At 55.7% G+C, this 14,376-nt stretch carries 14 protein-coding genes; 9 read left to right on the top strand and 5 right to left on the bottom strand.

Features of this window, described 5'->3' with window-relative positions; genetic code table 11:
• The first annotated feature begins 86 nt into the window (after nucleotides 1-86).
• Complete coding sequence (locus tag ACT2B1_RS12465) at nucleotides 87-674, top strand: TetR/AcrR family transcriptional regulator (protein ID WP_171239505.1); 588 nt, start codon at nucleotides 87-89, stop codon at nucleotides 672-674.
• On the opposite strand, the gene ACT2B1_RS12460 is transcribed toward ACT2B1_RS12465, so the two are convergent.
• Nucleotides 675-1,586, bottom strand: a complete 912-nt coding sequence (locus tag ACT2B1_RS12460; protein ID WP_171239504.1) for a pirin family protein — start codon at nucleotides 1,584-1,586, stop codon at nucleotides 675-677.
• Between the two features lie 158 nt (nucleotides 1,587-1,744).
• On the opposite strand from ACT2B1_RS12460, the gene ACT2B1_RS12455 reads away from it, so the two are divergent.
• Nucleotides 1,745-2,215: a hypothetical protein gene (locus ACT2B1_RS12455; RefSeq protein WP_171239503.1), complete on the top strand. Its 471-nt coding sequence runs from the start codon at nucleotides 1,745-1,747 to the stop codon at nucleotides 2,213-2,215.
• Between the two features lies 1 nt (nucleotide 2,216).
• Here ACT2B1_RS12455 and ACT2B1_RS12450 read toward each other — a convergent pair whose 3' ends face one another.
• Genes ACT2B1_RS12450 through ACT2B1_RS12440 form a run of 3 tightly spaced genes read right to left on the bottom strand, consistent with a single transcriptional unit; the run spans nucleotide 2,217 to nucleotide 4,994 of the window.
• Nucleotides 2,217-2,777 (bottom strand): TadE/TadG family type IV pilus assembly protein, encoded by a 561-nt coding sequence (locus ACT2B1_RS12450; RefSeq protein ID WP_171120967.1) that lies wholly within the window; start codon nucleotides 2,775-2,777, stop codon nucleotides 2,217-2,219.
• A 7-nt stretch (nucleotides 2,778-2,784) separates the two neighbouring features.
• The gene (locus ACT2B1_RS12445; RefSeq protein ID WP_171120969.1) at nucleotides 2,785-3,315 is read right to left on the bottom strand and encodes a TadE/TadG family type IV pilus assembly protein; all 531 of its coding nucleotides are present in this window, start codon (nucleotides 3,313-3,315) and stop codon (nucleotides 2,785-2,787) included.
• Entirely contained in the window at nucleotides 3,312-4,994 is a 1,683-nt protein-coding gene (locus ACT2B1_RS12440) for a TadE/TadG family type IV pilus assembly protein (protein ID WP_171239502.1), read from the bottom strand. Before ACT2B1_RS12440 ends, ACT2B1_RS12445 begins: the two co-directional genes overlap by 4 nt.
• 327 nt (nucleotides 4,995-5,321) lie before the next feature.
• On the opposite strand from ACT2B1_RS12440, the gene ACT2B1_RS12435 reads away from it, so the two are divergent.
• From ACT2B1_RS12435 to rpoD, 4 genes are all read left to right on the top strand, one after another.
• Complete coding sequence (locus ACT2B1_RS12435) at nucleotides 5,322-6,752, top strand: Glu/Leu/Phe/Val family dehydrogenase (RefSeq protein ID WP_171120973.1); 1,431 nt, start codon at nucleotides 5,322-5,324, stop codon at nucleotides 6,750-6,752.
• A gap of 144 nt (nucleotides 6,753-6,896) precedes the next feature.
• Complete coding sequence (locus ACT2B1_RS12430) at nucleotides 6,897-7,193, top strand: hypothetical protein (RefSeq protein WP_171120975.1); 297 nt, start codon at nucleotides 6,897-6,899, stop codon at nucleotides 7,191-7,193.
• Between the two features lie 80 nt (nucleotides 7,194-7,273).
• Nucleotides 7,274-9,220 carry a DNA primase gene (gene dnaG / locus ACT2B1_RS12425; protein WP_481667848.1) on the top strand — a complete coding sequence of 649 codons (1,947 nt, stop codon included), beginning with the start codon at nucleotides 7,274-7,276 and terminating at the stop codon, nucleotides 9,218-9,220.
• Nucleotides 9,221-9,334: 114 nt separating this feature from the next.
• Entirely contained in the window at nucleotides 9,335-11,326 is a 1,992-nt protein-coding gene (rpoD, locus tag ACT2B1_RS12420) for an RNA polymerase sigma factor RpoD (protein WP_171239499.1), read from the top strand.
• Between the two features lie 181 nt (nucleotides 11,327-11,507).
• Here the strand turns inward: rpoD and ACT2B1_RS12415 are convergent, their stop codons facing one another.
• Nucleotides 11,508-12,482, bottom strand: a complete 975-nt coding sequence (locus tag ACT2B1_RS12415; protein ID WP_254428676.1) for a helix-turn-helix domain-containing protein — start codon at nucleotides 12,480-12,482, stop codon at nucleotides 11,508-11,510.
• Nucleotides 12,483-12,941: 459 nt separating this feature from the next.
• Between ACT2B1_RS12415 and ACT2B1_RS12410 the strand changes: the two genes are divergently transcribed.
• The 3 genes from ACT2B1_RS12410 (at nucleotide 12,942) to nrdR (ending at nucleotide 14,367) form a co-directional block, all read left to right on the top strand.
• Nucleotides 12,942-13,343, top strand: a complete 402-nt coding sequence (locus tag ACT2B1_RS12410; RefSeq protein ID WP_481667847.1) for a hypothetical protein — start codon at nucleotides 12,942-12,944, stop codon at nucleotides 13,341-13,343.
• Between the two features lie 18 nt (nucleotides 13,344-13,361).
• On the top strand, nucleotides 13,362-13,775 hold the full coding sequence (locus tag ACT2B1_RS12405; RefSeq protein ID WP_171239497.1) for a secondary thiamine-phosphate synthase enzyme YjbQ: 414 nt from the start codon (nucleotides 13,362-13,364) through the stop codon (nucleotides 13,773-13,775).
• A gap of 121 nt (nucleotides 13,776-13,896) precedes the next feature.
• Complete coding sequence (nrdR, locus tag ACT2B1_RS12400) at nucleotides 13,897-14,367, top strand: transcriptional regulator NrdR (protein ID WP_171120987.1); 471 nt, start codon at nucleotides 13,897-13,899, stop codon at nucleotides 14,365-14,367.
• The last annotated feature ends 9 nt before the right edge of the window (nucleotides 14,368-14,376 follow it).

Below are 14,376 nucleotides of genomic sequence, written 5' to 3'. Positions count from 1 at the left end.
GAATACCATTGCCCCCGTGATGCACTTTTTACCGTGGGCATTCAAGCGGGGTTCTATCTGAACATCCGTTCATATACGGTTGGGGCATGGCACGCACACAAGGTTCCCATTCCGATATTACCGGCCCCCGCATCCGAAAGGCGGCTTTGCGCCTGTTCGCGCAGCAGGGCTATGCCGCAGTTTCCATGCGCCAGATCGCGGCAGACGTCGGCGTGCAGGCTGGCGCGCTCTATAATTACACGCCGGACAAGCAGAGCCTTCTGTATCGCCTGATGAACGATCACATGCAGCATCTTCTGTCGACCTACGCAAAGCTTGAAAGGCCAGCGACCGCCCTTGAGGCGCTGCGCCAGTTTGTCGGTTTCCATATCCGGTTCCATCTTGAGCGTCCGGATGAGGTGTTCATTGCCTATATGGAGCTGCGCAACCTGACCCCCGAAAATTTCGGTGAAATCGAGGCGTTACGCCGGGCTTACGAAGACTCGCTCGAACAAATCCTAAAGGATGGGCAAGAGGTAGGGGCCTTCTTGGTCGCCGACACCAAGATGGCGACCTTGGCCGTCATTGCCATGTTGAACGGCGTGATGACGTGGTATCGCGCAGGCGGACGCCTTTCGCTGGATGAAGTCGAACAGGTCTATTGGGATATGGTCCGGCGATCCGTGACCGCCTGATCAATGCGCGGGCCGGATGAAGGTGCCGTTGCGCAATTCCCGGAATGCCTGCTCAAGCTCGGACCGTGTGTTCATGACAATCGGGCCGTGCCATGCAACCGGTTCGTCTATCGGTGTGCCGGAAATCAGCAGAAATCGCACACCCTCAGCACCTGCCTGAACCGTGATCTCGTCGCCGGTTCCGAAACGAACCAAAGTTCGGTCGCCTGACATATCGCGGATATTGACCTCTTGCCCGACGATTTCCTTTTCAAGCAGAACGCCGGTGGGTTGAGATGCATCCGCAAATGCCGCTTGCCCCTGAAAAACATAGGCAAACGCCCTGCGGTAGGTGTCGATACGAAACGTCTTTTTCACACCGGCCGGGATATGAATGTCAAGATATTGCGGATCGGCGGCGATGCCGTCTACGGGACCTGTCTTTCCCCAGAATTCGCCGACGATGACGCGGACCGTCGTGCCATCGTCATCCGTGATCTCTGGGATGTCCTTGCTTTCGACATCCTGATACCGCGGAGCCGTCATTTTCTGGCCGGACGGCAAGTTTCCCCAAAGTTGAAACCCGTGCATCTGACCCGCAGCGTTCCCTTTTGGCATCTCTTGGTGAAGGATCCCCGAGCCTGCGGTCATCCATTGCACGTCGCCTGCGCCCAGCGTTCCGGTATTTCCAAGAGAGTCCGAATGCTCGACTGTTCCCGACAAGACATATGTGATCGTTTCTATCCCGCGATGTGGGTGCCACGGGAAGCCAGCCTGATAATCCCGCGGGTGTTCGTTGCGAAAATCGTCAAACAGAAGAAACGGGTCAAGTTCGGACGGGTCTTGAAATCCAAAGGCACGATGCAACTTGACGCCGGCGCCCTCCATCGTCGGGACGGATTTCCTGATTTCCAAAGTGGGTCGTAGCGACATCGCGGCCTCCTGTTACTTGGTCGATCATGTAGTCTGTGCGCAATGTGCGTCAATTTGCGATTGGGCACGTGCTATGTGCAAAAATTAGCAATCAAACCGCCTCTGTCTTTCACCGCGGAAAGCCGCTAAACCCGGTCGAAATCATGCAGGGGATGGACATGCAGCAGGAAGTTCTGGCCACAGTAAAAGCGTCGACGCCCAGGCGGTGGCTTGGGGTTGGTATGTTGGCCGTGGTCGGTGCCATGGTTCTGTACGTGGCCTTGGCCGCGCCGCCCGAACCCCATTGGCAGGTGTTCCTGATCGCTGTTGGCGCTGCTGCGTTTTGGCTGGCGTATCGCATGTGGAATGCGACCGAAGATTGGATTGAGCTGACACAGACCGAGCTGCGCACCGGAACAGGGCGCATCATTGCGCGCGTTCAGGATGTCGAGGCCGTTGACCGAGGGGTCTTTGCGTTCAAACCATCAAACGGTTTTCTTGTGCGGACAAATTCCAAGGAAAAGAACGTTTGGGCACCGGGTCTGTGGTGGCGACTTGGGCGTCGGGTCGGTATCGGAGGAATGACCGCCGCTGCTGAAACCAAGTTCATGTCCGAGATGCTGTCTGCGATAATCGCAGACAGAGCATAAATCAGACGTCAGCCGCGATCTCGTTGGTGAAACGGGGGCGGGTGAACACAAAGTTGCGGAACGTATAGTCGTCAGAAACCCAACCGGACCCAAAAACAGGTACATAGTTGTTGGCTGTTTCGACGATAATCAACGTGTCCTGATCGGGCATCGGGGGCAGGCTATCCCGCATGTCCTTGATGTTCCCGTCGGTCCAGACTTGATTGTACCCACGTTCGGTTGACCACCGGACGTAGTGGCGATCATCCACTTCATCAAAAACAATGAGCGTGACCCGCAGCTTCATTTCCGAGCCATTGTTGACCATGCGCAGCATCAACTCATACAGAGAATCCACATAGGTGTCCGTAACTGTTTGAGTTTCCCGCGAGATGAGGTCGCCGATTGTATAGGCCGCCTTCAGGTTGGCCGCGCTTTGACGGAACCCGTCGAAAAAAGTGAAGGCCCCCGTCACAGTCCAGACCAGCATGGGGAATATCAAAACAGCTTCGACGGTCAGCAGACCGCTTTCGTCACGCGCGGTGCGGCTGAAGAGTTTTTTGAACTTGGACAGAAAGGACATGGGTCTATCAAGGCTCCTGAACAAATGCTGTGGTCGCGGTCAACGCGATCTGGCCAGTTTCGTCCGAAAGCGCACGACCCATCGCAGAGGTCGGGAACACCGGATCAACTTTTGCGCATGCGCGCAGGATCATCAGTTCGTTGGACTGGCCTTGTTTGAATTGACGCACGGGCTTCACTTCTTCGGAATTGTCAGTGCAATCCGGGGCAGGGGGCAGGTCGACGCCAACAAACGCGTTTTGGATGATCATCTCGAGCCGCAGGTTCTTCCCGCACTCTCTGACCATAATTGCCTTGTTGCAGATCGAGTCCTTGATCTGATCGTGGGTCAAGTTTGAGCCTGTGCCCAGGCGAATGTCCCGAACGGACTGATCGACCGCGCGCTCCAGCATCGCCTGCTGCAGGGTGACAAGCGAATACTCCACCGCGCTCAGGATGAAAAACAGGAACGCGGGGAAAATCAGCACGAACTCTACCGTCACAGAGCCGGCCTCTGATTTTCGGAATTTCAGGAGTTTTGCCAGGGCTTTCATGCTCATTGTGTCAGCCTCAGTTTTTTGATCGACGAAGCGATGGAGACAAAGGCGTCTCCCAGCGAAATACCTTCTGGATCATCGAATTCGTCGACTTTGTAGACATGACTGTCCGAACTCGCACAGTTCTTGATGGTCGTCAGACCTTCGTCCGGTGCTTCGAACGCGATACCGTAAACGATCACGCCCATGTCTTTGGCAGCGCCGCAGATGTTGCTGGTGCGCGTGTTCTTGGTTGTCGCACCCACCGATGAGCGAATGTTATAGTGCCAGTTACTCTCGTGGTTGTTCTGCCAGTAATAGTTGTTCTTGGCATTCCACCAGGTCGAAGCAAGGTTGAAGAGTTCAGGATAGGTCAGGCGCACAGATGTGCCGACTTCTTCGTTCGAAGCGTTTTCGTCGGGCGGATTGCCAAACGGATGCGTCGCCGTGACATAATAGCCCGCCGCATCTGTGTGCTGCATCCAGACCCAGCGATCCGGATTGGTCGAATAGCGAACACTGTATTCACCCAACTTACCATCGCCCCGGTCGTATTCGGGGTTGAACCAGACATTCGAATTGCCGCTGCGGTAATTTGAATTCAGCATATACTGCGTCGTGTTCTTACCGTCGGTCATGACGATGATAACTTTCAGAACATCATCCTCATAGCGCAACGGACGGTCGTCGAATTTCACAGGAACCGCGCCTTCGGTCGACAAGCTTTTGATAATGCCCTTGAATTTTGGGTCCAACATTGCGGATCCCCACTTCATTCCAACGTCGATTGATGTGTTGCCTTTCGCGGTCAGGGCATCAATGCGGTTGTGAAGTACGTCGATATCGTCTGTGACGGCCGTAATTTCACTGCCGACGCGGGTTGGGCACACAGGATATCTTGGAAATTGCTCTGCACCATTGGTGTAGCGGAACGGGTCAAAATGCGCGGTGCGCTGGAATGCCGAAGTCGGATCCATTGACGGGTCGTCAAATTGGGTCGACGAAAAGTTCACGCAGTGCGAATAGCTGTGTTCAGAGGTGACATTGCTGAACTTGCTCAGAATATCCTCGCCCGCATTTACCTGCGTCGCGTAAGGAACAATCGACATGGAAACTTCTGTCGCGTCTTGCTTCGACAGCATCAGCGTAACGAATTCTTTCGCGGCATCCCGCAGAACTTCGATCTTGGTTTTGCCGGCTTCGGCCGACGGGTTGTCCATCGAACCCGACATGTCGAGGACCAGCGAGATTTCGACAGCACCCACTGATTCTTCCGCAGTGCTCGCGGCGCGTGCGGTCAGTGAGTTGACCCCCGAAAAGCTCATGAAATGCGTTTTGACGACGGTTTCGGCGGTGGCCGAAACGGTTCTTGATCCCAATCCTTCAATCACGACGGGTTCGCCGACAAGTTTGCCTTCCAATCCGGCTTTTTCCAAATAGGAAGCAACAACCTCTTTCGGGGGCAGTTTCTGATCAAGGTCGGCCGCAGCCAGCACGGCGCGATCCAGCGTCGACTGCAAATTCGCGCGGTCACGCTCATAGTTCATCAAATCGACGCCCATCCCCGTTGTGGCGAAGATAACCAAGAAACCCAATAGTACGAAAATCGTGAACGTCCCGTCTTCGCGTTCAGCGAAATCGCGGACCGGTGCACTCTTTTTTCCAAATTTTCCAAATCCGCTGACAATAGCGTTCTTAATCATAGTGCTGACCTCGCTGAGCAGTGGCTTGGCCCTGCTAAGGAAAAGTTAACGCCAGAAAATTAGCTGGGAAACGTGGCGGGAATTGGGCGAAAAAACCTTAGATTAGGCCCTTTTCCTGTCGAATGGCGGATAATTCACAGAGTTCGCGCCGCTCTGTATTCTGATTGGGGACAATTCCGGGCGATGATCGAAAAGACTGCGACTCACCGCGGTTCGGTAAAAAAGTGTGAGGATTTTGAATTTTATTTTTGCCTAAATATTGATCGTTTACGCAAGGGGTGCGACAAAAAGTCAGAGCGTAGATCGCTCTTTGGCACGGAGGATTAAATGACGGCCACAAACGAACCCAGCTTTCGAGAGAGTGTTGATTTGATGTTCAACAGGGCGGCGTCCCTGATGGACCTCCCTCCGGGGCTAGAGGAAAAGATCCGGGTCTGTAACGCCACCTATACCGTGCGATTTGGTGTGCGGCTACGGGGCGATATTCACACGTTCACAGGGTACCGTTCTGTTCATTCAGAACATATGGAGCCGGTGAAGGGCGGTATCCGCTTTGCGTTGGCCGTGAACCAGGATGAGGTTGAAGCACTGGCGGCCCTGATGACCTATAAGTGCGCTTTGGTCGAAACACCCTTTGGCGGGTCCAAGGGGGGATTGTGCATTGATCCTCGGCAGTATGAGGAACACGAGTTGGAGCAGATCACGCGCCGGTTCGCGTATGAGCTGGCCAAGCGTGATCTCATCAACCCTTCGCAGAACGTCCCGGCGCCGGATATGGGCACGGGTGAGCGTGAGATGGCGTGGATGGCGGATCAATACGCCCGTATGAACACCACCGATATCAATGCGCGCGCCTGTGTGACTGGCAAACCCCTGAACGCTGGGGGGATCGCGGGGCGGGTCGAGGCCACGGGCCGGGGTATCCAGTATGCGCTCCGCGAATTTTTCCGGCATCCCGAGGACGTCCAAAAGGCAAACCTGTCCGGAAAGCTGGATGGGAAGCGCATTGTCGTACAAGGGCTGGGCAATGTGGGTTACCACGCCGCCAAGTTCCTGAGCGAGGAGGATGGCAGCCGTATTGTCGGTATCATCGAGTGGGACGGAGCACTTTATAACCCGGACGGAATTGATGTTGAATCGGTTCGACAGTGGATCGTCAAACACGGTGGCGTAAGCGACTATCCCGATGCGACCCATTCGGCAGACGGTGCGGCGGTTCTTGAGGCCGAGTGCGACATCCTGATTCCCGCCGCCTTGGAAGGTGTCATCAACCTGACCAATGCCGATCGCATCAAAGCCCCCCTGATCATCGAGGCTGCAAATGGTCCGGTGACTGCGGGCGCCGACGAGGTTCTACGCAAGAAAGGCACGGTTATCATCCCCGACATGTACGCCAACGCGGGCGGTGTGACCGTTTCTTATTTTGAGTGGGTAAAGAACCTCAGCCACATCCGGTTTGGCCGAATGCAGCGCCGGCAGGAAGAAGCCCGCCACGAGCTGATTGTAAGTGAGCTTGAGCGGTTGGATCGCTATCTGGGGGATGCCTGGTCAATGTCACCGGACTTTAAGTCCAAGTATTTGAAGGGCGCCGACGAATTGGAGCTTGTACGCTCGGGCCTGGATGACACGATGCGTATCGCCTACCAGTCCATGCGTGAAGTCTGGCACAACCGCGACGATGTCGAGGATCTGCGGACAGCAGCCTATATCGTGGCCGTGGACCGTGTGGCGAAAAGTTATCGCGCCAAAGGTCTCTGACGCATATGAAATCGGGGCGGTCGATTAAATGTTCGGCCGCCCTTATGTTTTCGGAAAGTACTCCGGGCAGGTGCAAATGGGCGATGGCGGGGATGCCCAGTGGCGGGTAAGCTGCCCGGAAGGAATCAAATCCGGGAGACAACCGTGTTGCGAATAGCAATGATTGCCTTTCTTGCGGCCACGCCTTTGGCTGCGCAGGAAGCCAAGAAACAAGACTGCCAATATCAGGCCGACGTCGTCGCAGCGATTCAGAAAGCGCGGCTTGATAAGGTGAAAGAGCGGGACGTGCCGGAGGCCGTTGCTGCATCAGCCCCGACTTGGCCGGATAATTACAATGCCGCAATTCCGCTGATCACACCGTGGGTCTATGAGCAAAAGATGCGCGATATCCGCAAAAAGGACCTTGCTGCCGCATGGCTGGAGCTGTGTTTGCAGCAATAATCCACAAGTTCAGTAATTCGCTGTGGACAAACGCGCGTCATCCCCTTGGCGCGCGTTTTCATTTCTGTCAGGTTTGACCCATGTCGTTGCCCCCCGGATTTCTTGATGAACTGCGTACACGCCTTAGCCTGTCTCAGGTCGTTGGGCGCAAGGTCATGTGGGATCAACGCAAGTCCAATCAGGGCAAGGGTGACATGTGGGCGCCGTGCCCGTTTCACCATGAAAAGACGGCCTCGTTCCATGTGGATGATCAAAAGGGGTTCTATTACTGCTTTGGTTGTCACGCCAAAGGCGACGCGATCAGCTTTGTGAAAGACACCGAGAATGTCTCGTTCATCGAAGCGGTTGAGATTCTGGCACGCGAGGCCGGGATGCCGATGCCACAGCGTGACCCCAAGGCGCAGGAAAAGCAGGACCGCCGTGCGCAACTGGCTGAGGTGATGGAGCAGGCTGTGCAGTTCTTCCGCCTGCAGCTTAAGACCGGTGCAGGGAGTGCTGCGCGCGACTATCTGACCGGCAGGGGGCTAGATGCGCAGGCGTTGGACCGGTGGGAGATCGGATTTGCCCCCGATGGATGGCAGGCGTTGTGGGACCATTTGACGGGTAAGAACGTCACCGAGGACTTGATCCTTGGGGCAGGTCTGGCGAAGCCGTCGAACAAGGGCAAAAAACCTTACGACACGTTCCGAAATCGGATTATGTACCCGATCCGCGACCCGCGCGGGCGCTGCATCGCTTTTGGCGGCCGGGCGATGGACCCAAATGACAACGCCAAGTACCTGAACTCGCCCGAGACTGAGCTGTTCGACAAGGGGCGCAATCTCTATAACCACGGTCCCGCGCGGCAGGCTGCGGGTAAGGGGCAACCTCTGATCGTTGCCGAAGGGTATATGGACGTGATTGCGCTGGCCGAGGCTGGGTTCGGCGCGTCCGTTGCGCCTTTGGGCACGGCGATTACCGAACATCAGTTGCAATTGCTGTGGCGGATATCGGACGAGCCGATCATTGCACTGGATGGCGATACAGCCGGTCTGCGCGCCGCGATGCGCGCGGTTGATCTGGCGCTGCCGTTGCTTGAGGCTGGCAAATCCCTGCGCTTTGCCCTGATGCCCGAGGGCAAAGATCCTGATGACTTGCTGCGTGCCGAAGGGCCGGGGGCTGTGCAATCGGTGTTGGAGGGCGCAATCCCCATGGTCAAACTGCTGTGGCAGCGCGAAACCGAGGGTAAAGTGTTCGACAGCCCCGAGCGCAAGGCTGCGCTGGACAAGGTGCTGCGCGACAAGATCAAGCTGATCCGCGACCCGTCGATCCGGTCGCATTACGGGCAGGAAATCAAGGATTTGCGCTGGCAGCTATTCCGCCCACAGCGCCAGTCGCAGAATCGCCCTTGGCAACCGCGTGGCAAGTGGCAGCCCAAACCGGCGGCGACACCGGGTGCGCGCGCTTCGTTCCTTGCTTCGTCAGAGGGCGCGGAAATCCAACTGCGCGAAGGTGCGATCTTGGCGATCGCGGCGCTGAACCCGCAGGTCGTGGTGCAGTTTGAACATCAATTGGAAGAGATGGAGTGTCGTGACCCTGATCATGCCGCCCTGCGCGGCGCGATCTTGCGCCATGCTATTGATGATCCCGACAACCTGAAAGACCACATTGCCGAAACTTTGGGGCCGGACGCCCTTGAAAACCTCCTGCGCCTTCGCCATGTCGCAGTGATCCCCTGTGTGTTCAAACCGGGCGACGTTGAGAAGGCCGAGATGACACTGGCCGAGGAACTCGCAAAAATCAAAGCTCTCAGGGGGTTGGACGCAGAGATTGCCGAAGCCGAGGAGGAACTGTCTGAACTGCCGGATGAGGCGCTGACATATCGGCTGGCTCAGGCCGCCGAAGAGCGAAACCGCACAAGCCGCAGTCAGAACGAAGACAGGGCGATTTTCGACGTGGCCGACAATGGCGCGCGAATCAACCGCGACGAGAAAGACGCGTTCGAGGCAATCATGTCCGGAATCAATTTTGAGCGAAAACGCCGGTAAAGTGGTGTTTTCGTAAGGCACTGGAAAAGAAAAACGGGTAAACGGGTGGCCGAATCACTTCTACGCGCTAATGATTCGGCTCAGACGAATTACCCATCCCTGCAGGAGCATTGAATGGCCGCCAAGGATACCAACGAAGACCGCAAATCCGACGAGCAGGAACAGGAAATCTCGCTGGACATGAGCCAGGCCCAGGTCAAGAAGATGATCGCCGAGGCCCGCGAGAAAGGTTACATCACCTACGACCAGCTTAATCAGGTGCTGCCGCCGGATCAGGTCAGTTCGGAACAGATCGAAGATGTAATGTCGATGCTGTCCGAGATGGGCATCAACATCATCGAGGATGAAGAGGCCGAAGAAGAAGAAAACAAAGGTTCGACCGAACTCACCACGACCGAAAGCAACCGCGAAGTTGCCCTGTCAGGGGCAGCAACCGAAAAGCTAGACCGCACCGACGATCCGGTGCGCATGTACCTTCGCGAGATGGGCTCGGTTGAACTGCTGAGCCGCGAGGGTGAGATCGCCATCGCCAAGCGGATCGAGGCCGGCCGCAACACGATGATCGCCGGTCTGTGCGAAAGTCCTCTGACCTTCCAGGCGATCACCATCTGGCATGACGAATTGCTGTCCGAAGACATTCTGCTGCGCGACGTCATTGATCTGGAGGCCACCTTCGGCAACCAGATGGACGAAGACGGCGATGTCGAAGAACCGGTGGTCGATACCTCGAACGTGCAGGCTGCCAAGCCCGCGAAAGAGAATACCGGCCCCGAATTGGATGCCGACGGCAACCCGCTGAACAATGACGATGATGATGACGACGACGATCAGGCCAACATGTCGCTGGCCGCGATGGAAGCCGCGTTGAAAGATCAGGTTCTGACGACACTGGAGCGGATCTCGACCGACTTCTCGATGCTGTCTGAAATGCAGGACAGCCGGATTTCGGCCACACTGAACGAAGACGGTTCATTCAGCGAAAAGGACGAAGAAACCTATCAGAAACTGCGGGCCGAGATTGTTGAGCTGGTGAATGGTCTTCACCTGCATAACAACCGGATCGAAGCTCTGATCGACCAGCTTTATGGTATCAACCGTCGCGTCATGTCGCTGGACAGTGCGATGGTGAAACTGGCGGATCAGGCGCGGATCAACCGTCGGGAATTCATCGACGCCTATCGTGGCCGCGAGCTGGACCCGAACTGGCTGTCGGCTATGGCCGAAAAACCGGGTCGGGGCTGGCAGATGTTCATCGAACGCTCGACCGCCAAGGTTGAAGAATTGCGCAACGATATGGCCCAAGTCGGGCAATACGTTGGTCTGGATATCCCGGAATTCCGCCGCATCGTGCAGCAGGTTCAGAAGGGCGAGAAAGAGGCGCGGCAGGCCAAGAAGGAAATGGTCGAAGCCAACCTGCGTCTGGTGATCTCGATTGCCAAAAAGTACACGAACCGTGGCCTGCAATTCCTTGATCTTATTCAGGAAGGTAACATCGGCCTGATGAAGGCGGTGGACAAGTTCGAATACCGTCGTGGCTATAAATTCTCGACCTATGCGACCTGGTGGATTCGTCAGGCGATCACGCGGAGCATCGCGGATCAGGCGCGCACCATCCGTATTCCGGTGCACATGATCGAAACGATCAACAAGCTGGTTCGGACCGGCCGCCAGATGCTGCACGAAATCGGTCGCGAGCCGACGCCGGAAGAATTGGCGGAAAAGCTTCAAATGCCGCTTGAGAAGGTTCGCAAGGTGATGAAAATCGCTAAAGAGCCGATCTCTCTGGAAACGCCGATTGGCGACGAGGAAGACAGCCAACTGGGCGATTTCATCGAGGACAAGAATGCCGTGCTGCCGCTGGACAGCGCCATTCAGGAAAACCTCAAGGAAACCACAACGCGCGTTCTGGCCTCGCTCACGCCGCGTGAGGAACGGGTTCTACGGATGCGTTTTGGCATCGGCATGAATACCGATCACACGCTGGAAGAGGTGGGCCAGCAGTTCAGCGTGACCCGCGAACGTATCCGTCAGATCGAAGCGAAAGCCCTGCGGAAACTGAAACATCCCAGCCGATCGCGCAAACTGCGGTCCTTCCTGGATCAGTGATCAAAAAAGGCGCCTGACATCAGGCGCCTTTTTCTTTGGGCATTCGTCATAAACACGAAGTCTTGTTCAAACCTCAAATTGGCGAGAACTCACAAGTTATAAGGTCTCGGGGTTTCTATATCGCGCTTGTCCACTCATGGGACGGGCCGGGGCGAGGCGTTTGCGCCAATGACCCCCGGTCTCAGGCTTTGGTCGACACATCCAGCCTGCTTCGAAACGCACTGGGGGCTTGCCCTGTCCATCTTTTGAATGCGGTCGAAAACGCAGGTTGATCGGCATACCCCAACGAGAACGCAATCTCGGACAGAGGCATTCCGTTGGTGATAAAGGTCTGGGCCAAATCACATCTCAAGTCCTCGACGATTTCGCGATAGCTTGTGCCTTCTTCCTTGAGCCTGCGGGCAAAGGTCCGGGTACTTAGCCCCAAATTTGCGGCGGCGTCTTCGGATTGAATGATCGCGCCGGGCAATGAGCGGGTGATCAGCCCTTCGACCTGAGCGCGCAGCTTTTGTTTCGGTTGCCGCTTTTCGGCGATGACACGGTCACCATATTCCAGCAGATGTTCGCGCAGTTTTGGGTCGTAGGTTGGAACCGGAAGATCCAGCGAAGACAGAGCCAGAACGATTTCCACCCTCTCAGCCCCAAACAACACGGGAAAACCCGCCAACCTTTGGTATTTGTTTCTGCTGCTCCCAACTTCGTGCTGAAAGCGAATTTCAATAGGAAAGAAGTTTGATTGCGTCAGGTCCCGCAGGCGGGCAAGACCCGCGAACAAAAGAAACTCGGTTCGCCGATGATAACGGGCATAACTTGCATCTTTCCATTCCGCCTCAATCGCGGCGAAATTTCCCGCAACCCTCAGGCTGAACATTAGGGCAGGGTCTATGAGACCGTGAAACCGGGACGCGTTTTCCAGTACCTGCTTCAGATCGCGGGAGTATTTACTGATATATGCCGTCAGGCTTGATGACGATTTGAACTGTAGGCCGGCCCTGGCCGCAAATGTAGCGTCAGCCAGCACATCGCAGGCGAACCGCACAAAAAGCGCCTCTTTTTGGGCGCTATAGGTCGCTGATGTCTGGTCGTCGCGAGTTAGGCCACTTTTTTCCAGAACCTGATCCACAATAGCCGGATCGTTCGCTTGATCTTCAAGCATTCTGGTCAACAATTGAAGGCGAGCAATATCAACGTCCATAATGTGATTTTAGCGCATACATTGTGATTTCCACCAGTTTACCTGCTGGGGTTCCCGTGTGAACTGTCCTTCAACTGACTGTAAATCGTAAAAGGTTGGCAGGATTCAGCAAGACCTGTGTTGGCGATCCATCTAATATCCGCGCGTTGTCGGGTCGGTACCTTTATGGGGATGAAGGTCAGAGCCCAGCCAAATTGTCGCGCAGACGACCAGAGGCTCCCCGACACGTGACCTGCCAATTATCCAGTGTACTTTGGCGCTTTCGGGGCGAAGCCCTGTAAAGAACGCGTGCAACTTGATACCATTCTAACGCGCGCTCACGTGAATTTTGGGCGCGCCTGAATTGATTGTGAACCGGTCTTGCTCGCTATGAATGTACACTATTTCAAAATTCACCTCGCAACAGGAAAGAGTATGATTATGAAAAAGTTTATCACCACGGCAGTGACCGCTGCGGTCTTGCTGAGTACACCAGCTTCTGCCTCAGCGGCGCGGAACGGATTTCAGACAGTTGCGCTGAACAACTCGGTTTTCGAAGTGATCCCGCGCTCACGCAGGGATGTTGATGGATATTGGTGCGCGGCTGCGGATTTTGCGCGTCGAACTCTGGACGCTGGCTGGCAGGATCGCATCTATGTCGTGCGTGGCTATGGCCCCAGCGAGGCAACGGGCCGCCGTACAGCCGTCCAGTTCTCGACCCAACCGCCTGCGGGTGGGGTGCCCCAGCAAGGCAGTTTCATAACTTCGGGTTTCAACCCCGGCGAAAGCATGTCAGTTCAGGGTGCCAATGGGCGTTGTAATGTCCGTCCTTTCTTGAACTGAGGTTAAGTGAACCACTAAATGCAGACCGAGTTTTTTATTTCGACGAAAGGGCCGGGGTTGTATGAATTCACCTTGGACCTGCGCAACTGGCTTAGCTCGGTCTCAGGTGACGGTTTGCTGACATTGTTTGTGCGGCACACGTCTTGTTCGCTTGTGATACAGGAAAACGCAGACCCCGAGGTTCAGACGGACCTAAAAGCCTTCTTTGAAAGGCTTGTACCGCCATCAGATCATCCGTCGATGTCCTACCTGCGTCATACCTACGAAGGGCCCGACGATATGCCCGCGCACATCAAGGCTGCTCTTTTACCGGTTTCCCTCAGCATTCCGGTAACGAACGGGCAGCCGATGCTGGGAACGTGGCAGGGCGTTTACCTGTTTGAGCATCGTGCGATGGCACACAATAGAAGGGTCGCTGCGCATTTTGCCTGAACCCTTTATCTTGCGGTGATAAATTCCGACTACCCAAACCCTAGCGGCTGCCCTATAGTTGTGGATAAGTAAGCCGTAGCGCTTACAAAAAGAGGTGGACAAAGGGACGAGGAGACGGCGGATGCGCTGCCCGTTTTGCGGAAATATCGACACTCAGGTCAAAGATTCACGTCCGGCTGAGGATCACGTTGCGATCCGCAGACGTCGCTTCTGCCCGGCGTGTGGCGGACGGTTCACGACGTATGAGCGTGTACAGTTGCGCGACTTGGTTGTAATCAAGACCAACGGCAAGCGCGAAGATTTCGATCGTGACAAGCTGGAACGTTCTATCCGCATTTCGATGCAGAAACGCCCGATTGAGCCGGATCGCATTGACCAGATGATCTCTGGCATTGTGCGCCGTCTGGAAAGCATGGGTGAAACCGATATCCCCTCAAGCAAGATCGGCGAGATCGTGATGGAGGCTCTGGCGCGGATTGACACGGTGGCTTATGTTCGCTTTGCCAGCGTGTACAAGAATTTCCAGGCGGCCGATGACTTTGAGGAGTTCGTCCACGAGTTGCGACCGCCGCAGCCTTCGTCAGACGAGTGATCGAAACAG

The organism is Ruegeria sp. S263 (assembly GCF_056780525.1).
The sequence above is the reverse complement of the archived record's forward strand: the minus strand, read 5'-3'. Positions and strand labels throughout refer to the sequence as shown.

Bases quoted from the DNA above. Each gene is read 5' to 3' on its own strand.
- ACT2B1_RS12465 (WP_171239505.1), top strand. From the start codon at position 87: ATGGCACGCACACAAGGTTCCCATTCCGATATTACCGGCCCCCGCATC.
- ACT2B1_RS12460 (WP_171239504.1), bottom strand. From the start codon at position 1,586: ATGTCGCTACGACCCACTTTGGAAATCAGGAAATCCGTCCCGACGATG.
- ACT2B1_RS12455 (WP_171239503.1), top strand. From the start codon at position 1,745: ATGCAGCAGGAAGTTCTGGCCACAGTAAAAGCGTCGACGCCCAGGCGG.
- ACT2B1_RS12450 (WP_171120967.1), bottom strand. From the start codon at position 2,777: ATGTCCTTTCTGTCCAAGTTCAAAAAACTCTTCAGCCGCACCGCGCGT.
- ACT2B1_RS12445 (WP_171120969.1), bottom strand. From the start codon at position 3,315: ATGAGCATGAAAGCCCTGGCAAAACTCCTGAAATTCCGAAAATCAGAG.
- ACT2B1_RS12440 (WP_171239502.1), bottom strand. From the start codon at position 4,994: ATGATTAAGAACGCTATTGTCAGCGGATTTGGAAAATTTGGAAAAAAG.
- ACT2B1_RS12435 (WP_171120973.1), top strand. From the start codon at position 5,322: ATGACGGCCACAAACGAACCCAGCTTTCGAGAGAGTGTTGATTTGATG.
- dnaG (WP_481667848.1), top strand. From the start codon at position 7,274: ATGTCGTTGCCCCCCGGATTTCTTGATGAACTGCGTACACGCCTTAGC.
- rpoD (WP_171239499.1), top strand. From the start codon at position 9,335: ATGGCCGCCAAGGATACCAACGAAGACCGCAAATCCGACGAGCAGGAA.
- ACT2B1_RS12415 (WP_254428676.1), bottom strand. From the start codon at position 12,482: ATGCTTGAAGATCAAGCGAACGATCCGGCTATTGTGGATCAGGTTCTG.
- ACT2B1_RS12410 (WP_481667847.1), top strand. From the start codon at position 12,942: ATGAAAAAGTTTATCACCACGGCAGTGACCGCTGCGGTCTTGCTGAGT.
- ACT2B1_RS12405 (WP_171239497.1), top strand. From the start codon at position 13,362: ATGCAGACCGAGTTTTTTATTTCGACGAAAGGGCCGGGGTTGTATGAA.
- nrdR (WP_171120987.1), top strand. From the start codon at position 13,897: ATGCGCTGCCCGTTTTGCGGAAATATCGACACTCAGGTCAAAGATTCA.